Here is a 13,937-nt window from a genome sequence, read left to right as displayed (position 1 = left end):
CGCCATACCCCACAAGGTGGCGAAATCGAACCGCTTCGGTTGAATCCGTTGSYGCTGCWCACGACGCTGGCATCTCCAGCTTCGTCGGCGAAGAACTGGCCAAGTCCGATCGTCCGGAACTGACCGCTGCCAAGATCGTCGTTTCCGGCGGCCGCGGCATGCAGAACGGCGACAACTTCAAACACCTGTACGCCCTGGCCGACAAGCTGGGCGCTGCCGTTGGTGCTTCGCGCGCCGCGGTCGACGCAGGTTTCGTACCCAACGACATGCAGGTCGGCCAGACCGGCAAGATCGTTGCGCCACAGCTGTACATCGCCGTCGGTATCTCCGGCGCGATCCAGCACCTGGCCGGCATGAAAGACTCCAAAGTGATCGTTGCGATCAACAAGGACGAAGAAGCGCCGATCTTCCAGGTGGCCGATTACGGCTTGGTGGCGGACTTGTTCGAAGCCATTCCTGAGCTGGAGAAGCTGGTCTAATCCGGCCGCTTCACTTATAAAGAGCCCGACCGTTTGGTCGGGCTTTTTTTTTGTATTTTCGCCCTGTAGAAGCGAGCCTGTCGAATCGTCGCACCGTCGCGATGGACGTCAACGATGACGTGGCGATCCTGGATACACGCGGTGCATTTGAGACCATCGCGAGCGGGCTCGCTCCTACAGGATATAAACGGTCTTAACCGGAGTGCATTGCCATGGATCTGCGTCTCGCGTGGAGTTTGCTGGGTTTGGCGCTGTTGCCCACGCTGTCCGTAGCAGCAGGCAAGTGCGAGCGCCTGGTTGTGACCGGTAGCCCCGATGCGCCGCCGTATCTGTGGCAAGACCCGGAAAACCCCAAGCATCTGATCGGCGCAAGTGTCGATCTTTTGCAGCAAGTGGCAGGGGAGTTGGGCATCAAGGTCGAGGTGCTTTACGCCGGCAAACGTTCACAGGCGCTGGATGAAGTTCGCAGTGGTCGCATGGATATGCTGGCCGACGCTCCATTGACAGTCAGTGAACTGGAGTCCCTGGATTACATTCATCCACCCTTGCTGGAAAACGATTATCTGGTCTGGACCCGCAAAGATTCGCCACTGGTCTACAACGACGTGCAGGACCTGCAAGGTCATCCTGGCGCTTTGTCGGAAAAGTCTCGCTTGACCCAGGCTTTTGGCACATTTGCCGAGCAGAAATTGACGCTTACCCGCACAGCCAATTTGACTCAGGCCTTTCAGAAACTACTGCTGGGCGAGGTGGAATTTGTCCTGGCCGGACGTTACTCCGGCATGGCGATGGCGCAGACATTGGGCATGGCCAACGACCTGATCGGCCGAGCGCAACCGGTCGACAGACCCGGGCTGTTTCTGGCGGTTTCCCATAACTCGGCATGCAACGATCCCTGGTTGCGCGGACAGCTGGCCAAAAAGATGACAGAATTGCCCGCGTCCGGGCTGACGGAGGCTGTGCTGTTGCGCAATATCGAGCGCTGGAACGCTCAACGTTCTCAACGGCAGAAACAACCTGTCAGCGCCCCAAAACTGTAGGGATTTTTAGTGAGTATTCGACCTCTTTTCGCTGCCCTGGCCATTCTGGCTCTGGCGGGTTGTGCAGCCGATCCGGCGCCGAATGAACAAATGCGCCTCACCGAACAGGCGCTTGAACAAGCCAAGGCTGTGGGCGCAACGGCCGACGACGTGCCGGAAATGAAACTGGCGCAAGACAAGTTCAAGCGAGCCAAGGGCAGCATGGACGACCAGTCCTACAAGAATGCGCGGATGCGGGCCGAGCAGGCCGAGCTGGATGCGCGTCTGGCTGAGGCTCGGGTCTTGACCCTCAAGAGCGAGGAACAGTTGGACGTACTCAACACCCGCATCACTCGTCTGCGCAAGCAGTTGGGAGATGCCCAATGAACCTCAAGTCAACAGTGCTCGGTGGTTTGATTCTGGCTGGATGCGCGAGCCTCTACGGTTGCGCCGGTCAGCACAGCGATGCGGCGTTGCAGCAGGCCGGTAGCGATTTCCAGAAGGTCAAGGAAGACTCCAATGTGCTGCGAATCGCGCCCAAGGATGTGATTCGTGCCGGTGAATCCCTGGCACGTGCCGACCGTCTGTCCACTTACTGGGGCAGTGGTTCTGACGTGGTGCATTACGCGTATCTGAGCCAGCGCTACAGCGAAATTGCCCGCGAGCACACCAATCAGGTGCTTAACGAAGAGCGTGCAGCCAAGCTCGAACTGGAGCGTCAGCGTCTGCAATTGGCCTTGCGCGAATCCAAGCTGCTCAGTGTGCAGCAGCAGGGCAAATGGCTTGAAGAGCAGATCGTGGCCTTGGCCACGACGCAGACTGACCGTGGCCTGGTGATGACCCTGGGCGATGTGCTGTTCGATACCGGTCAGGCAGAGCTGAAGAGCTCCGCCAACCGCGTAGTGTTGAAGATCGTGCAGTTCCTGCAGCTCAACCCAAAACGCGTCGTGCGCATCGAAGGCTATGCCGACAGTACCGGCGGCAAACAGGAAAACCTCAAGCTGTCCCGTGACCGTGCGCAATCGGTCGCTGATGTGTTGATGGACCTGGGCATCGATGACAAACGGATCAAAGTCGAAGGTTATGGCGATGAATACCCGGTAGATGCGAACGCCTCCGAAAGGGGCCGTGCGCAGAACCGCAGGGTGGAAATTGTGTTCTCCGACGAAAAGGGCCAGCTCGGCGCCGCCCGCTAAAGGGTTGCGTTACTGGAAAGCCCGGCCTGCCAGACAGCGCCGGGTTTTTTTACGCCTGCCAGATACCCCGCAAAAACAGTACAGTTTTTGCTGACACTGCACTGTACTGTCGACTATTGTGACAACTGTCCCAGTACACTTCCAAACTGTTCCGGTATTGTTTCACACAAGAATAAAATGCCCGTGAAATCGAGTGCTGCGTCATGACCAATCTCTTGCTCTACCAACGTATTGCTCAACAGCTGGCAGAAGACATCCGCCGTGGTGTCTATCAACCCGGCGAGCGCGTGCCTTCGGTGCGCAAGATGAGCTCGCAGCTCAATGTCAGCCATGCCACGGTTTTGCAGGCGTACGCCAATCTCGAGGATCAGGGCCTGATCCGCGCCCGACCGCAGTCCGGTTACTACGTGCACCAGACGCCGGCCCTGACCGCGCCAACCCCGGATATCGCCCGGGTCGAGCGTCCGGGTCTGGTTACGCGCAGCAGTATCATCCAGCAGGTGTTGGTCGAATCGCGCCGCGAAGGTGTGTTCCCTTTGGGCGCCGCCGTGCCGAGTGTCGATTATCTGCCGGTACGGGCACTGCATCAGCAATTGGCCAAAGTCACCCGATTCCATAGTCCTCGCGCGTTCAGCTACATGTTCAGTCCCGGTTTCGAACCGTTACGCCGACAGGTGGCAATCCGCATGCGCGATGCCGGTGTGGTGGTCGATCCTTCGGAAGTGGTTATCACCCACGGTTGCGTTGACGCCTTGCAGATGTCTCTGCGGGTGCTGACCCGGCCCGGCGATCTGATTGCCGCCGAGTCACCGACTTACTACGGTCTGTTGCAATTGGCCGACCTGCTGGGCCTCAAAGTCATCGAAATCCCTAGCGACCCGTCCACCGGCATGAGTCTCGAGGCCCTGCAACTGGCGGCCAACCAATGGTCGATCAAGGCCCTGGTACTGACCACCCGCCTGAGTAATCCGCTCGGTGGCACCATGCCCGAGGAGCGGCAGAAGCAGCTGCTGCGCCTGGCGTCGGACTTCGATATCCAGATTGTCGAGGATGATATCTACGGCGAATTGATGTTCGAACAGGGGCGCACCAAATCCCTCAAGGCCTATGACCGCCTGGATCGGGTGATCTACTGTTCGAGTTTCTCCAAGACCCTGTCACCGGGCGTGCGCATTGGCTGGATGATCGCTGGCAAGTACCAACAGGAAATTCAGCGGTTGCAGACGTTCAGCACCCACTCGGCCTGCAGCGTCACGCAGATGGGCATTGCCGCTTATCTGGAAAATGGCGGTTACGACCGCCATTTGCGCTACATCCGCCAGGAGTACCGCAAGAACCTCAGCGCCTTCCAGCTCGCGGTGCAGCAGCACTTCCCCGAGGGCACGCAAATGACGCGGCCGACGGGCGGCTTCATTTTGTGGGTGAGTCTGCCAGGGCGGGTCAACACCCAGGAATTGCACGTGCGTGCGTTGCAGCAAGGCATCAGCATCGCGCCGGGGCTGATTTTCAGTAACACCGAGCAATTCAATCACTGTATCCGTCTCAACTGCGGGATCCCGTGGAACCGCGAGGCCGAGCGCGCATTGATGACCCTGGGCATGCTGGCCACACAGCTTTGCCAGGAGATGGCCGGCGGCTTTTGATGTGGCGGGCAGGTTAATCCTGCCCACGCTTGTCATGGCGCCTGCAACAGGAGAGCATATGGCCCCGCTGTCGATTGCGCGATGTGCGCCGTTGGATCCATGAAATCGATTTTTTCTACCACCTGTTTGTTGATCTGCCTGTTCATCAGCGCTCAGCCGGTATTCGTTCTGGCCGCTTCTGTTCAAGAAAAGCCGGCAGCGAGCACTTCAACGAAAAAAGCGGCGCCCGCGAAAAAAACTGCACCGGTCCAGAAGAAAACGGCGGCGGTGAAAAAGCGCCCGCCGATTGCATCCAAGTCGAAACAGGCCAGTGAAGTGGTGAAAACCCAACTTCCTTCAGCCAACCTGGATCTAAGCCTGCCCAAGGATATGGTTGAGGAGCTTGATCCCGTCGGCACTGTGCCGTTGCCTAAGCGCGAACCTGTGTTACCACAAATGTTCGGTGACAAAAGCAGCCAGTTCCAGCTCAACGGTCGTTTGATCAGTAACGAAATGCAGTTGCAATTGCGTAATGAAGTACGCCATGAAGTCGACGGCGCGGCGCTGGAGTTTGAGTTCAAGCGATAAGTCGACTCTATTCGCAACCCGCAGGGCAGACGCTTTGTCGGAGACTGGGCGGTCACGCCTCCGTTCGGGTAAAAACCCATGGACGGGTAATTTAAAACAACTGTTTTAGCGGTTACTCTGTGCGCCGTCCTTTTATACATTGCTCGTCGTGAGGTGCTTGTCGTCATGAAATGCCGTGAGGGCTGTGGCGCTTGTTGCATTGCCCCTTCCATCAGTTCGCCGATTCCCGGAATGCCTCAAGGCAAAGCCGCCGGTGAGCGCTGCCTGCAATTGTCTGCCGACAATCTGTGCAATATTTTCGGCAAACCGGAGCGCCCGGCCGTGTGTTCGGCCTTCGAGGCCGACGTTGAGGTGTGTGGCAGCAGCAGTGAGGAAGCGGTCAGGCTGATTGGCTGGTGGGAGCAGATGACGGCGGCGTAATGTGTCAACGAACGGAATTTCAACAATAAGGAATAACATTATGGGTTCGCTGCATCGTATCGCTGTGCTGTGTGGTTTGACGGCTGTATTGGCCACCTCGGTTGCACAGGCCGAAGATTGGAAAGTCGCCAAGAACGAAGACGGCATCAAGGTCTCCCTGAGTGAAGTGGCGGGTTCCGACTACAAGGCCTACCAGGGTGTGACCCTGATGAAGACCACAATGGCCAAGTTGCGCGCGCTGCAGGAAGACGTACCGGGTGCCTGTGCCTGGATTCACGAGTGCAAGAGCCAGAAGTTGCTCAAGCACGAAGGCGATCAGAGCTGGACCTACACCCAATTCAATACGCCATGGCCGGTGACCCCGCGTGACTCGGTGTTGCATGTCACCACCATCGAAGGTGCCGATGGCAGCCTGACCCGCAAATTGGAAGGCGTGCCCAAGTACCTTCCCGAAGAAAAGGGGTTTGTGCGGGTCAGCAAGATCGATGGCTTCTGGAAGTTCGTTCCCAAGGGCGATCAGATCGAAGTGACTTATCAGGTTCACACTGAACCGGGTGGCAGTATTCCTTCGATGGTTGCCAACAAGTTTGTGGTGGATGCGCCGTTCAATACACTGAAAAATCTCAAGGCCCGCGCCGAGAAGTAAAACGCGGCGCTTGCTGTCGCCGATCTGCAGGGGGGGGCGCCGAGCCCAAAAACGGCGGCCACCTCAACACCTGTAGGAGCACGGCTTGCCGGCGATGACGGCGGCGCGTTCAATATCCATGATGCCTGACACTCCGCCATCCCCAGCAAGCTGTGCTCCTACAGGAAATACGTCATTAGCCCGTCAGTCGCCATTGCAGCCTGCATTCAGCTCGAAACCTTTATTGTGTTTCCAGATATGCGTTGCACAAAATTTTCACAACGCCTCCAAGACAATTCGCCCGCGTCGAAATGACAGAAGAGTAATCAATGGCATTGCCGCCGTTGATCGTGCAACATTTGCGCACCGCGCAAGCCCCGGAGCCAGGAATTGGCCAAAAGAGGGCAAGGCGCCGCTGTACTTTGAAACTTCAACTTCCAATGGGTCCTAAAACGACATGGCAATCCCGGACGCCCTGAGTCAGCAGCGAGCTTCGAGTCGCCTGCTGCAACCGACCGTCAAATCGCATCTGGCCTACACGCTGCTGTGTGCCTTGGTGATGATGGTGATGTTTTCCGCATTGCGCCTTGCGCTGCTGGTCTACAACCGCGAAATGATCCTCGATACACCGGCCTCGACCTTTGTCGAAGCGTTCTCCAACGGTCTGCGTTTCGACCTGCGGCTGGTGGTCTACCTCAGTATCCCGTTGATCCTGGCGCTGTTCAGTGCGCGGGCCATGGCTGCACGCGGGTTCTTTCGCCTATGGCTGACCATTGCGTCCAGCATTGCGTTGTTCCTGGGCCTGATGGAGATGGACTTCTACCGAGAGTTCCACCAGCGCCTCAACGGCCTGGTCTTCCAGTACGTGAAGGAAGACCCGAAAACCGTGATGAGCATGCTCTGGTATGGTTTTCCGGTGGTTCGCTACCTGTTGGCCTGGGCCGTTGGCACCTGGCTCCTGAGCCTGGCGTTCAAGGGCGCGGACCGGGCGACCCGGCCTCGTGGCCCGTTCAGCGGCGGCAGCATCAGTACGCGCCAGGTTGCACCTTGGTACGCACGCCTCATGGTCTTCGTGGTCTGCCTGCTGATCTGCGTGGTCGCAGCCCGTGGCACCTTGCGCCAAGGTCCGCCGATGCGCTGGGGCGATGTGTACACCACCGATTCCAACTTCGCCAACCAATTGGGCCTCAACGGCACGCTTTCCCTGGTGGCGGCGGCGAAGAGCCGCATGTCCGAGGATCGCGACAACATCTGGAAAGCCACGTTGCCGCAACCCATGGCGCAGCAGACCGTGCGCGACATGCTGGTGATGAAGGACGACAAACTGGTGGATGGCGAAACCGCCGCCGTACGTCGTGATTACACGCCGCCAACCGACAAGACCCTGCCGATCAAGAACGTCGTCGTGATCCTGATGGAAAGCATGGCCGGTCATTCGGTGGGTGCCTTGGGCGCCCCGGGCAACATCACGCCTTACCTCGACAAATTGTCGAAGGAAGGCCTGTTGTTCGACCGCTTCTTCTCCAACGGTACCCACACTCACCAGGGCATGTTTGCCACCATGGCGTGCTTCCCCAACCTGCCGGGTTTCGAATACCTGATGCAGACCCCGGAAGGCAGCCACAAGTTGTCGGGCTTGCCGCAGTTGCTCAGCGCTCGTGACTACGACGACGTTTATGTCTACAACGGTGACTTCGCCTGGGATAACCAGTCAGGGTTCTTCAGCAACCAGGGCATGACCAACTTCATCGGGCGTAACGACTTCGTCAACCCGGTGTTCTCCGATCCGACGTGGGGCGTGTCTGACCAGGACATGTTCGACCGTGGTCTGGTTGAGCTGAAAGCCCGGGACGGCAAGGACAAGAAGCCGTTCTATGCGTTGCTGCAAACCCTGTCCAACCACACCCCTTACGCCTTGCCAACGCCATTGCCGGTCGAACCCGTTACTGATCGTGGCAGCCTGAACGAGCACCTGACCGCCATGCGTTACTCGGACTGGGCGTTGGGTCAGTTCTTTGAGCAGGCGCGCAAAGAGCCGTACTTCAAGGAAACCCTGTTCGTCGTCGTTGGCGACCACGGGTTTGGCAACGAGCGGCAGATCACCGAGATGGACCTGGGGCGCTTCAACGTACCGATGCTGCTGATTGCCCCTGGCATCCAGGAAAAGTTCGGCACGCTGAGCCACACAGTGGGTACGCAAATCGACATCGTACCGACCATCATGGGGCGTCTGGGTGGCGAAGTGCGTCATCAGTGCTGGGGCCGCGACCTGCTCAACCTGCCTGAAGGTGACACCGGTTTTGGCGTGATCAAGCCGTCCGGCAGTGAACAGACCACGGCCATCATCACGGCTGACCAGATTCTGGTATTGCCGAAGGACAAGGACATGGCGCCGAAGATGTATCAGTACGAACTGGGCGCCAAACCGCGCGCCGAGGTTATACCGGATGCACCACGCACCGCCGAGTTGAAGACCAAGCTGGAAGCGTTCCTGCAGACAGCGACCAAAAGCCTGATCGATAACACGGCTGGTGTGGTGGACGGCACGCCGGACTAAACGCTGACGCAATAAAAAAGAGGCCTTGGAAAAGGCCTCTTTTTTTTGCCGATTAAATCGTCATATCTTGCCGAGTAACAACAGAATAAGTATCACCACCAACACCACGCCGATGATACCGGACGGGCCATAACCCCAACTTCTGGAGTGCGGGAAGACCGGCAGACCACCGATCAGTAACAAAATCAGAATGATGAGTAGAATTGTGCCCATGTCTGTTTCCTTGCTGTAAGAGTTCAGGAATGACTTTGCCGTTATCAGTCAGCGGGAATGCCATTAATTCGAGCCGCTTAAAACTTCCGACCATGGCGCTTGAAAGAAAATTCCAAGTTTTTTTGCTGTTTTTCGAAACAAAGCCAATTCCAATTCTTTTTAGTTAGTTGATGCAGCCCTTCCGACGGTTTGCTCATGCCATTCAGCAATCTGATGGAGCGTGGGTCGCGCAATATCCTTCGCTACACTCGACGCATCTTCCCCGGAACAACAAGGCTGTTTGCTATGCAAAATCGCATGATGATCACTGGTGCAGGCTCTGGCCTGGGTCGCGAAATCGCGCTGCGCTGGGCGCGTGAAGGCTGGCAGCTGGCCTTGTCGGACGTCAGTGAGCCCGGCCTGCAGGAAACCCTGAAACAGGTACGCGAAGCGGGCGGCGACGGTTTCATCCAGCGTTGCGATGTCCGCGATTACAGCCAGCTGACCGCGTTCGCCCAGGCTTGCGAAGAGAAACTCGGTGGCATCGATGTCATTGTCAACAACGCAGGCGTGGCGTCGGGTGGGTTCTTCAGCGAACTGTCCCTCGAGGACTGGGACTGGCAGATCGCGATAAACCTCATGGGTGTGGTAAAGGGCTGCAAGGCATTCCTGCCACTGCTGGAAAAAAGCAAAGGCAAGATCATCAACATCGCGTCGATGGCAGCGTTGATGCAAGGCCCGGCCATGAGCAACTACAACGTGGCGAAGGCGGGTGTGGTGGCATTGTCCGAGAGTCTGCTGATCGAACTGGCTCAACAGGAAGTCGGCGTGCACGTGGTATGTCCGTCATTCTTCCAGACCAACTTGCTGGACTCTTTCCGTGGTCCGACCCCGGCCATGAAAGCCCAGGTTGGCAAGTTGCTGGAAAGTTCGCCGATCAGCGCCGCTGACATCGCCGACTACATCTATCAGCAAGTCGGTGCCGGCGAATTCATGATTCTGCCCCACGAGCAGGGTCGTATGGCCTGGGCACTGAAGCAGAAGAACCCGCAATTGCTCTACAACGAAATGACGCTGATGGCTGACAAGATGCGCGCCAAGGCCAAGCAAACCGCAGGCTGAACTTGCCGGCGAGCGATGGCATCGTTAGGGTGGCCGCCATCGGCCACTCTCATGAGACGTTCGCATGCTCAACTATCTGTGGTTCTTCCTGGCCGCGCTGTTCGAAATCGCCGGTTGCTTCGCCTTCTGGATGTGGTTGCGCCAGGGTAAAAGCGTCTGGTGGATCGTGCCGGCGCTGCTCAGCCTGACGTTGTTCGCCCTGTTGCTGACCCGCATTGAATCGACCTATGCCGGTCGTGCCTATGCCGCCTACGGTGGCATCTACATCATCGCCTCGATCGGCTGGCTGGCGGTGGTTGAACGGATTCGTCCGCTGGGCTCGGACTGGCTCGGGGTGGCGTTATGCGTGATTGGCGCCAGCATCATCCTGTTCGGCCCGCGATTTTCCGCCTCCTGAAACGGGCCTTGCTTTGCGCTGCACTGTAAGACGTTTCCGTCAGTGTGTTGGCCGCTGGCTGTAGGTTCAGTCTGGATTGCCGCTACTGCCTTGAAGGCCAAGCCTGCGCCGGGCATCTTCAAGGTTCGGTAAACCTGAAAGGACCAAGGCCATGCTTGTACTCAGCCGCGTAGTGGGCGAATTGATTTCCATCGGCGACAACATTTCCATACGCGTCGTCGCCGTCAACGGCAATAACGTGCGTTTCGGTGTCGAAGCGCCGAGAGAGGTCAATGTGCATCGCTCGGAGGTTTACGAGCGCATCAAGCGCAAGCTGCCCAAACAGAAAAAATCAGTCGAATAGATGTTTGGGCACGTCGTGCTTGAGCATGAGCTGGCATTGCTCGCTTTCCGGGTCGAAGACGATCAGCGCCTGGCCCTTGGTCAATGCCTGGCGGACCCGCAATACGCGGGTCTCCAGGGGCGTGTCATCACCATTGTCGGTGCCGTCACGGGTCACGAAATCCTCGATCAGGCGGGTGAGGGTGTCGACTTCAAGTTGGTCGTGGGGGATCAGCATAGGCACCTCGGATCAATCAATGGCGCGATGCTACGGCGGTTGGCAACACATCACCAGCAGGAGCTGCTGCAGGATCGCTAATTGTCGTTGCGCTGTCCCACCAGGCTGTCCACTGACGGCACCCGCGTATCGCTTTCCATCTGGGTGTCGTGCTCGATCTGATGACTGAAGCGGTCAAGTGACCCCGTGGCGGGTTGGGCATCGGTGGCGAAGACCGGTGGGCTGAGGATGTAGGCACCGAGCAGGCGACTCAGGGCCGCAAGGCTGTCGATGTGGGTGCGTTCGTAGCCATGGGTCGCGTCGCAGCCGAAGGCGAGCAGGGCGGTGCGGATGTCATGCCCCGCGGTGACTGCCGAGTGCGCATCGCTGAAGTAATAGCGGAACAGGTCACGGCGTACGGGCAAGTCGTTATCGCTGGCCAGGCGCAGCAGATGTCGTGACAAATGGTAGTCGTAAGGTCCGCCCGAATCCTGCATCGCGATGCTCACGGTGTGTTCGCTGGAGTGCTGGCCCGGGGCGACCGGTGCGATGTCGATGCCGACAAATTCGCTGACGTCCCACGGCAATGCCGCCGCCGCGCCGCTGCCGGTCTCTTCGGTGATGGTGAACAGCGGATGACAGTCGATCAGCAATTCTTCACCGCTGTCGACGATGGCTTTCAACGCCGCCAGCAGCGCCGCTACCCCGGCCTTGTCATCGAGGTGGCGGGCGCTGATGTGACCGCTTTCGGTGAATTCCGGCAATGGGTCGAAGGCGACGAAATCGCCGACGCTGATGCCCAGCGAATCACAATCGGCACGCGTCGCGCAGTAGGCGTCGAGGCGCAGTTCGACGTGATCCCAACTGATCGGCATTTCATCCACGGCCGTATTGAAGGCGTGCCCGGATGCCATCAAGGGCAACACGCTACCGCGAATCACGCCGTTGTCGGTGAACAGGCTGACCCGGCTGCCTTCGGCAAAACGGCTGGACCAGCACCCGACCGGGGCCAGGGTCAGGCGACCGTTATCCTTGATGGCCCGTACCGCCGCGCCGATGGTGTCCAGGTGCGCGGATACGGCGCGGTCGGGGCTGTTTTTCTTGCCCTTGAGGGTCGCGCGGATGGTGCCGCGTCGAGTCATTTCGAAGGGAATGCCCAGCTCTTCCAGGCGTTCGGCGACGTAGCGCACGATGGTGTCGGTGAACCCGGTGGGGCTGGGAATGGCGAGCATTTCCAGCAGGACTTTTTGCAGGTACGTCAGGTCGGGTTCTGGGTATTTGATGGTCATGGAAACTCCTGATGGGGTGAGCACTGATCATTCCCACGCTCTGCGTGGGAATGCCTCAACGGACGCTCTGCGTTCGGCTCTTCGGGACGCAGAGCGTCCCGGGCTGCATTCCCACGCAGAGCGTGGGATCGATCATGAACGAGGTCTAGACTGCCGGCTGACTATGCGGAAACAACAAATCCACAAAGCGCTCGGCCGTCGGTTGCGGCTCATGGTTGGCCAGCCCGGCGCGTTCATTGGCTTCGATAAATACGTAGTCAGGCTGATCGGCGGCGGTCACCAGCAGATCCAGGCCGACCACCGGAATATCCAGCGCCCGGGCGGCTCGTACGGCAGCGTCCACCAGGGTCGGGTGCAGAATCGCGGTGACGTCCTCGAGAATGCCGCCGGTGTGCAGATTTGCCGTACGCCGCACGAACAGATGTTCGCCCGCCGGCAGGATGTTGCTGTAGTCGTAACCGGCAGCATTCAACGTGCGTTGGGTTTCCTGGTCGAGGGGGATTTTGCTTTCGCCGTCGGTAGCCGCTTGACGGCGTCGGCTCTGGGCTTCGATCAATTCGCCGATGGAATGTTGTCCATCGCCCACCACTTCCGCCGGTCTGCGAATGGCCGCCGCCACCACTTCAAAGCCGATCACCAGGATGCGCAGATCAAGACCCTCATGGAAGCTTTCCAACAACACACGATTGTCGAACTGGCGCGCTGACTCGATGGCTTGCTGGACGTCCTCGATGCTCTGCAAATCCACCGCCACGCCCTGGCCCTGTTCGCCGTCCAACGGCTTGACCACCACTCGATGGTGTTCGTCGAGGAACGCCAGGTTGTCATCGGCATTGCCCGCCAGTTGCTGAGCCGGCAAGTTCAAGCCGGCAGCCTTGAGCACTTTGTGAGTCAGGCTTTTGTCCTGGCACAGGCTCATGCTGATGGCACTGGTCAGGTCGCTGAGCGATTCCCGGCAGCGAACCCGACGCCCGCCGTGGCTGAGGGTGAACATCCCGGCATCGGCGTCATCCACTTGCACATCGATGCCGCGGCGATGCGCTTCCTCGACAATGATCCGCGCATACGGATTGAAGGCCACCTCTGGCCCCGGCCCGAGAAACAGCGGCTGGTTGATGCCGTTCTTGCGCTTGATGGCGAAGGTCGACAGGTTGCGAAAACCGAGCTTGGCGTAGAGGCTTTTCGCCTGGCGATTGTCGTGCAATACCGACAAATCGAGATAACTCAGCCCACGGCTCATGAAGTGTTCGATCAAATGCCGCACCAGCACCTCACCGACGCCAGGCCGCGAACAGCGCGGATCGACCGCCAGGCACCAAAGGCTGCTGCCGTTTTCCGGATCGTTGAAAGCCGTGTGATGATTGAGCCCCATCACGCTGCCGATCACCGCGCCGCTGTCGTCATCTTCAGCCAGCCAATACACCGGCCCGCCGTCATGCCGTGGGGTCAGCAAGGTCGGATCGACGGGCAACATGCCGCGTGACTGATACAGCTGATTGATCGCATTCCAGTCGGCTTCGGTCTGCGCACGGCGGATGCGAAAACCGCGAAACACCCGGGTGGCCTGACGGTAGTCACTGAACCACAGGCGCAAGGTGTCGGACGGGTCGAGGAACAACTGGGTCGGTTCCAACCCCAATATTTGCTGGGGGGCGGCAACGTACAGGGCAATGTCGCGCTCGCCGGGCTGTTCGTTGAGCAGTTCTTTGGCGAGGCTGGCCGGATCGGCAAAGGTATGGCCGATCAACAGGCGACCCCAGCCGCAATGCACGGCAATCGGCTCGCCGCCCAGTGCGCTGCCGTCTTCGGCCAGGCGCGCCTGCAAGCGTTCGTAGGAGGGCGCCTGACCGCGTAACAAGCGTTGGCTGAAAGCCGTGGCGTGAGGTTTCATCG

The 13,937-nt window shown here is 58.8% G+C and carries 16 protein-coding genes; 12 read left to right on the top strand and 4 right to left on the bottom strand.

Going from position 1 to position 13,937, the window contains the following annotated elements:
• The 9 genes from ASD60_RS24685 to ASD60_RS24645 all read left to right on the top strand — a co-directional run.
• The coding region (locus ASD60_RS24685; protein WP_236708506.1) for an electron transfer flavoprotein subunit alpha/FixB family protein at positions 1 to 479 on the top strand (479 nt) is incomplete at its 5' end.
• Positions 480 to 691: 212 nt separating this feature from the next.
• Complete coding sequence (locus ASD60_RS24680) at positions 692 to 1,519, top strand: substrate-binding periplasmic protein (RefSeq protein ID WP_056856492.1); 828 nt, start codon at positions 692 to 694, stop codon at positions 1,517 to 1,519.
• Positions 1,520 to 1,528: 9 nt separating this feature from the next.
• Entirely contained in the window at positions 1,529 to 1,885 is a 357-nt protein-coding gene (locus ASD60_RS24675; RefSeq protein ID WP_056856491.1) for a DUF4398 domain-containing protein, read from the top strand.
• Complete coding sequence (locus ASD60_RS24670; protein WP_056856490.1) at positions 1,882 to 2,694, top strand: OmpA family protein; 813 nt, start codon at positions 1,882 to 1,884, stop codon at positions 2,692 to 2,694. Before ASD60_RS24675 ends, ASD60_RS24670 begins: the two co-directional genes overlap by 4 nt.
• 203 nt (positions 2,695 to 2,897) lie before the next feature.
• Positions 2,898 to 4,337, top strand: a complete 1,440-nt coding sequence (locus ASD60_RS24665; RefSeq protein WP_056856489.1) for an aminotransferase-like domain-containing protein — start codon at positions 2,898 to 2,900, stop codon at positions 4,335 to 4,337.
• Between the two features lie 99 nt (positions 4,338 to 4,436).
• Positions 4,437 to 4,904 (top strand): hypothetical protein, encoded by a 468-nt coding sequence (locus ASD60_RS24660; RefSeq protein WP_056856894.1) that lies wholly within the window; start codon positions 4,437 to 4,439, stop codon positions 4,902 to 4,904.
• A 165-nt stretch (positions 4,905 to 5,069) separates the two neighbouring features.
• On the top strand, positions 5,070 to 5,324 hold the full coding sequence (locus ASD60_RS24655; protein ID WP_056856488.1) for a YkgJ family cysteine cluster protein: 255 nt from the start codon (positions 5,070 to 5,072) through the stop codon (positions 5,322 to 5,324).
• A 40-nt stretch (positions 5,325 to 5,364) separates the two neighbouring features.
• The gene (locus tag ASD60_RS24650) at positions 5,365 to 5,970 is read left to right on the top strand and encodes an START domain-containing protein (protein WP_056856487.1); all 606 of its coding nucleotides are present in this window, start codon (positions 5,365 to 5,367) and stop codon (positions 5,968 to 5,970) included.
• A gap of 436 nt (positions 5,971 to 6,406) precedes the next feature.
• Positions 6,407 to 8,506 carry an LTA synthase family protein gene (locus ASD60_RS24645; protein WP_056856486.1) on the top strand — a complete coding sequence of 700 codons (2,100 nt, stop codon included), beginning with the start codon at positions 6,407 to 6,409 and terminating at the stop codon, positions 8,504 to 8,506.
• A 60-nt stretch (positions 8,507 to 8,566) separates the two neighbouring features.
• On the opposite strand, the gene ASD60_RS28585 is transcribed toward ASD60_RS24645, so the two are convergent.
• Positions 8,567 to 8,719 (bottom strand): DUF3309 family protein, encoded by a 153-nt coding sequence (locus tag ASD60_RS28585; protein ID WP_008060837.1) that lies wholly within the window; start codon positions 8,717 to 8,719, stop codon positions 8,567 to 8,569.
• Between the two features lie 285 nt (positions 8,720 to 9,004).
• Here ASD60_RS28585 and ASD60_RS24640 point away from each other — a divergent pair, with 285 nt between their 5' ends.
• The 3 genes from ASD60_RS24640 (at position 9,005) to csrA (ending at position 10,560) form a co-directional block, all read left to right on the top strand.
• On the top strand, positions 9,005 to 9,820 hold the full coding sequence (locus ASD60_RS24640) for an SDR family oxidoreductase (protein ID WP_056856485.1): 816 nt from the start codon (positions 9,005 to 9,007) through the stop codon (positions 9,818 to 9,820).
• A gap of 64 nt (positions 9,821 to 9,884) precedes the next feature.
• Entirely contained in the window at positions 9,885 to 10,217 is a 333-nt protein-coding gene (locus ASD60_RS24635) for a YnfA family protein (protein ID WP_056856484.1), read from the top strand.
• Positions 10,218 to 10,368: 151 nt separating this feature from the next.
• A complete protein-coding gene (gene csrA / locus ASD60_RS24630) occupies positions 10,369 to 10,560 on the top strand; it encodes a carbon storage regulator CsrA (RefSeq protein ID WP_056856483.1) in 192 nt (63 codons plus the stop codon).
• Here csrA and ASD60_RS24625 read toward each other — a convergent pair.
• From ASD60_RS24625 to ngg, 3 genes are all read right to left on the bottom strand, one after another.
• A complete protein-coding gene (locus tag ASD60_RS24625; protein WP_003199186.1) occupies positions 10,549 to 10,776 on the bottom strand; it encodes a YheU family protein in 228 nt (75 codons plus the stop codon). The genes csrA and ASD60_RS24625 overlap by 12 nt on opposite strands.
• A 77-nt stretch (positions 10,777 to 10,853) precedes the next feature.
• Entirely contained in the window at positions 10,854 to 12,044 is a 1,191-nt protein-coding gene (locus tag ASD60_RS24620) for an osmoprotectant NAGGN system M42 family peptidase (RefSeq protein ID WP_056856482.1), read from the bottom strand.
• 145 nt (positions 12,045 to 12,189) lie between these two features.
• A complete protein-coding gene (gene ngg / locus ASD60_RS24615) occupies positions 12,190 to 13,935 on the bottom strand; it encodes an N-acetylglutaminylglutamine synthetase (RefSeq protein ID WP_056856481.1) in 1,746 nt (581 codons plus the stop codon).
• Between the last annotated feature and the right edge of the window lie 2 nt (positions 13,936 to 13,937).

The organism is Pseudomonas sp. Root562 (assembly GCF_001427125.1).
Lineage (GTDB): Bacteria > Pseudomonadota > Gammaproteobacteria > Pseudomonadales > Pseudomonadaceae > Aquipseudomonas.
Note: the sequence above shows the minus strand (reverse complement) of the source record. Positions and strands in the feature narration are given on the sequence as shown.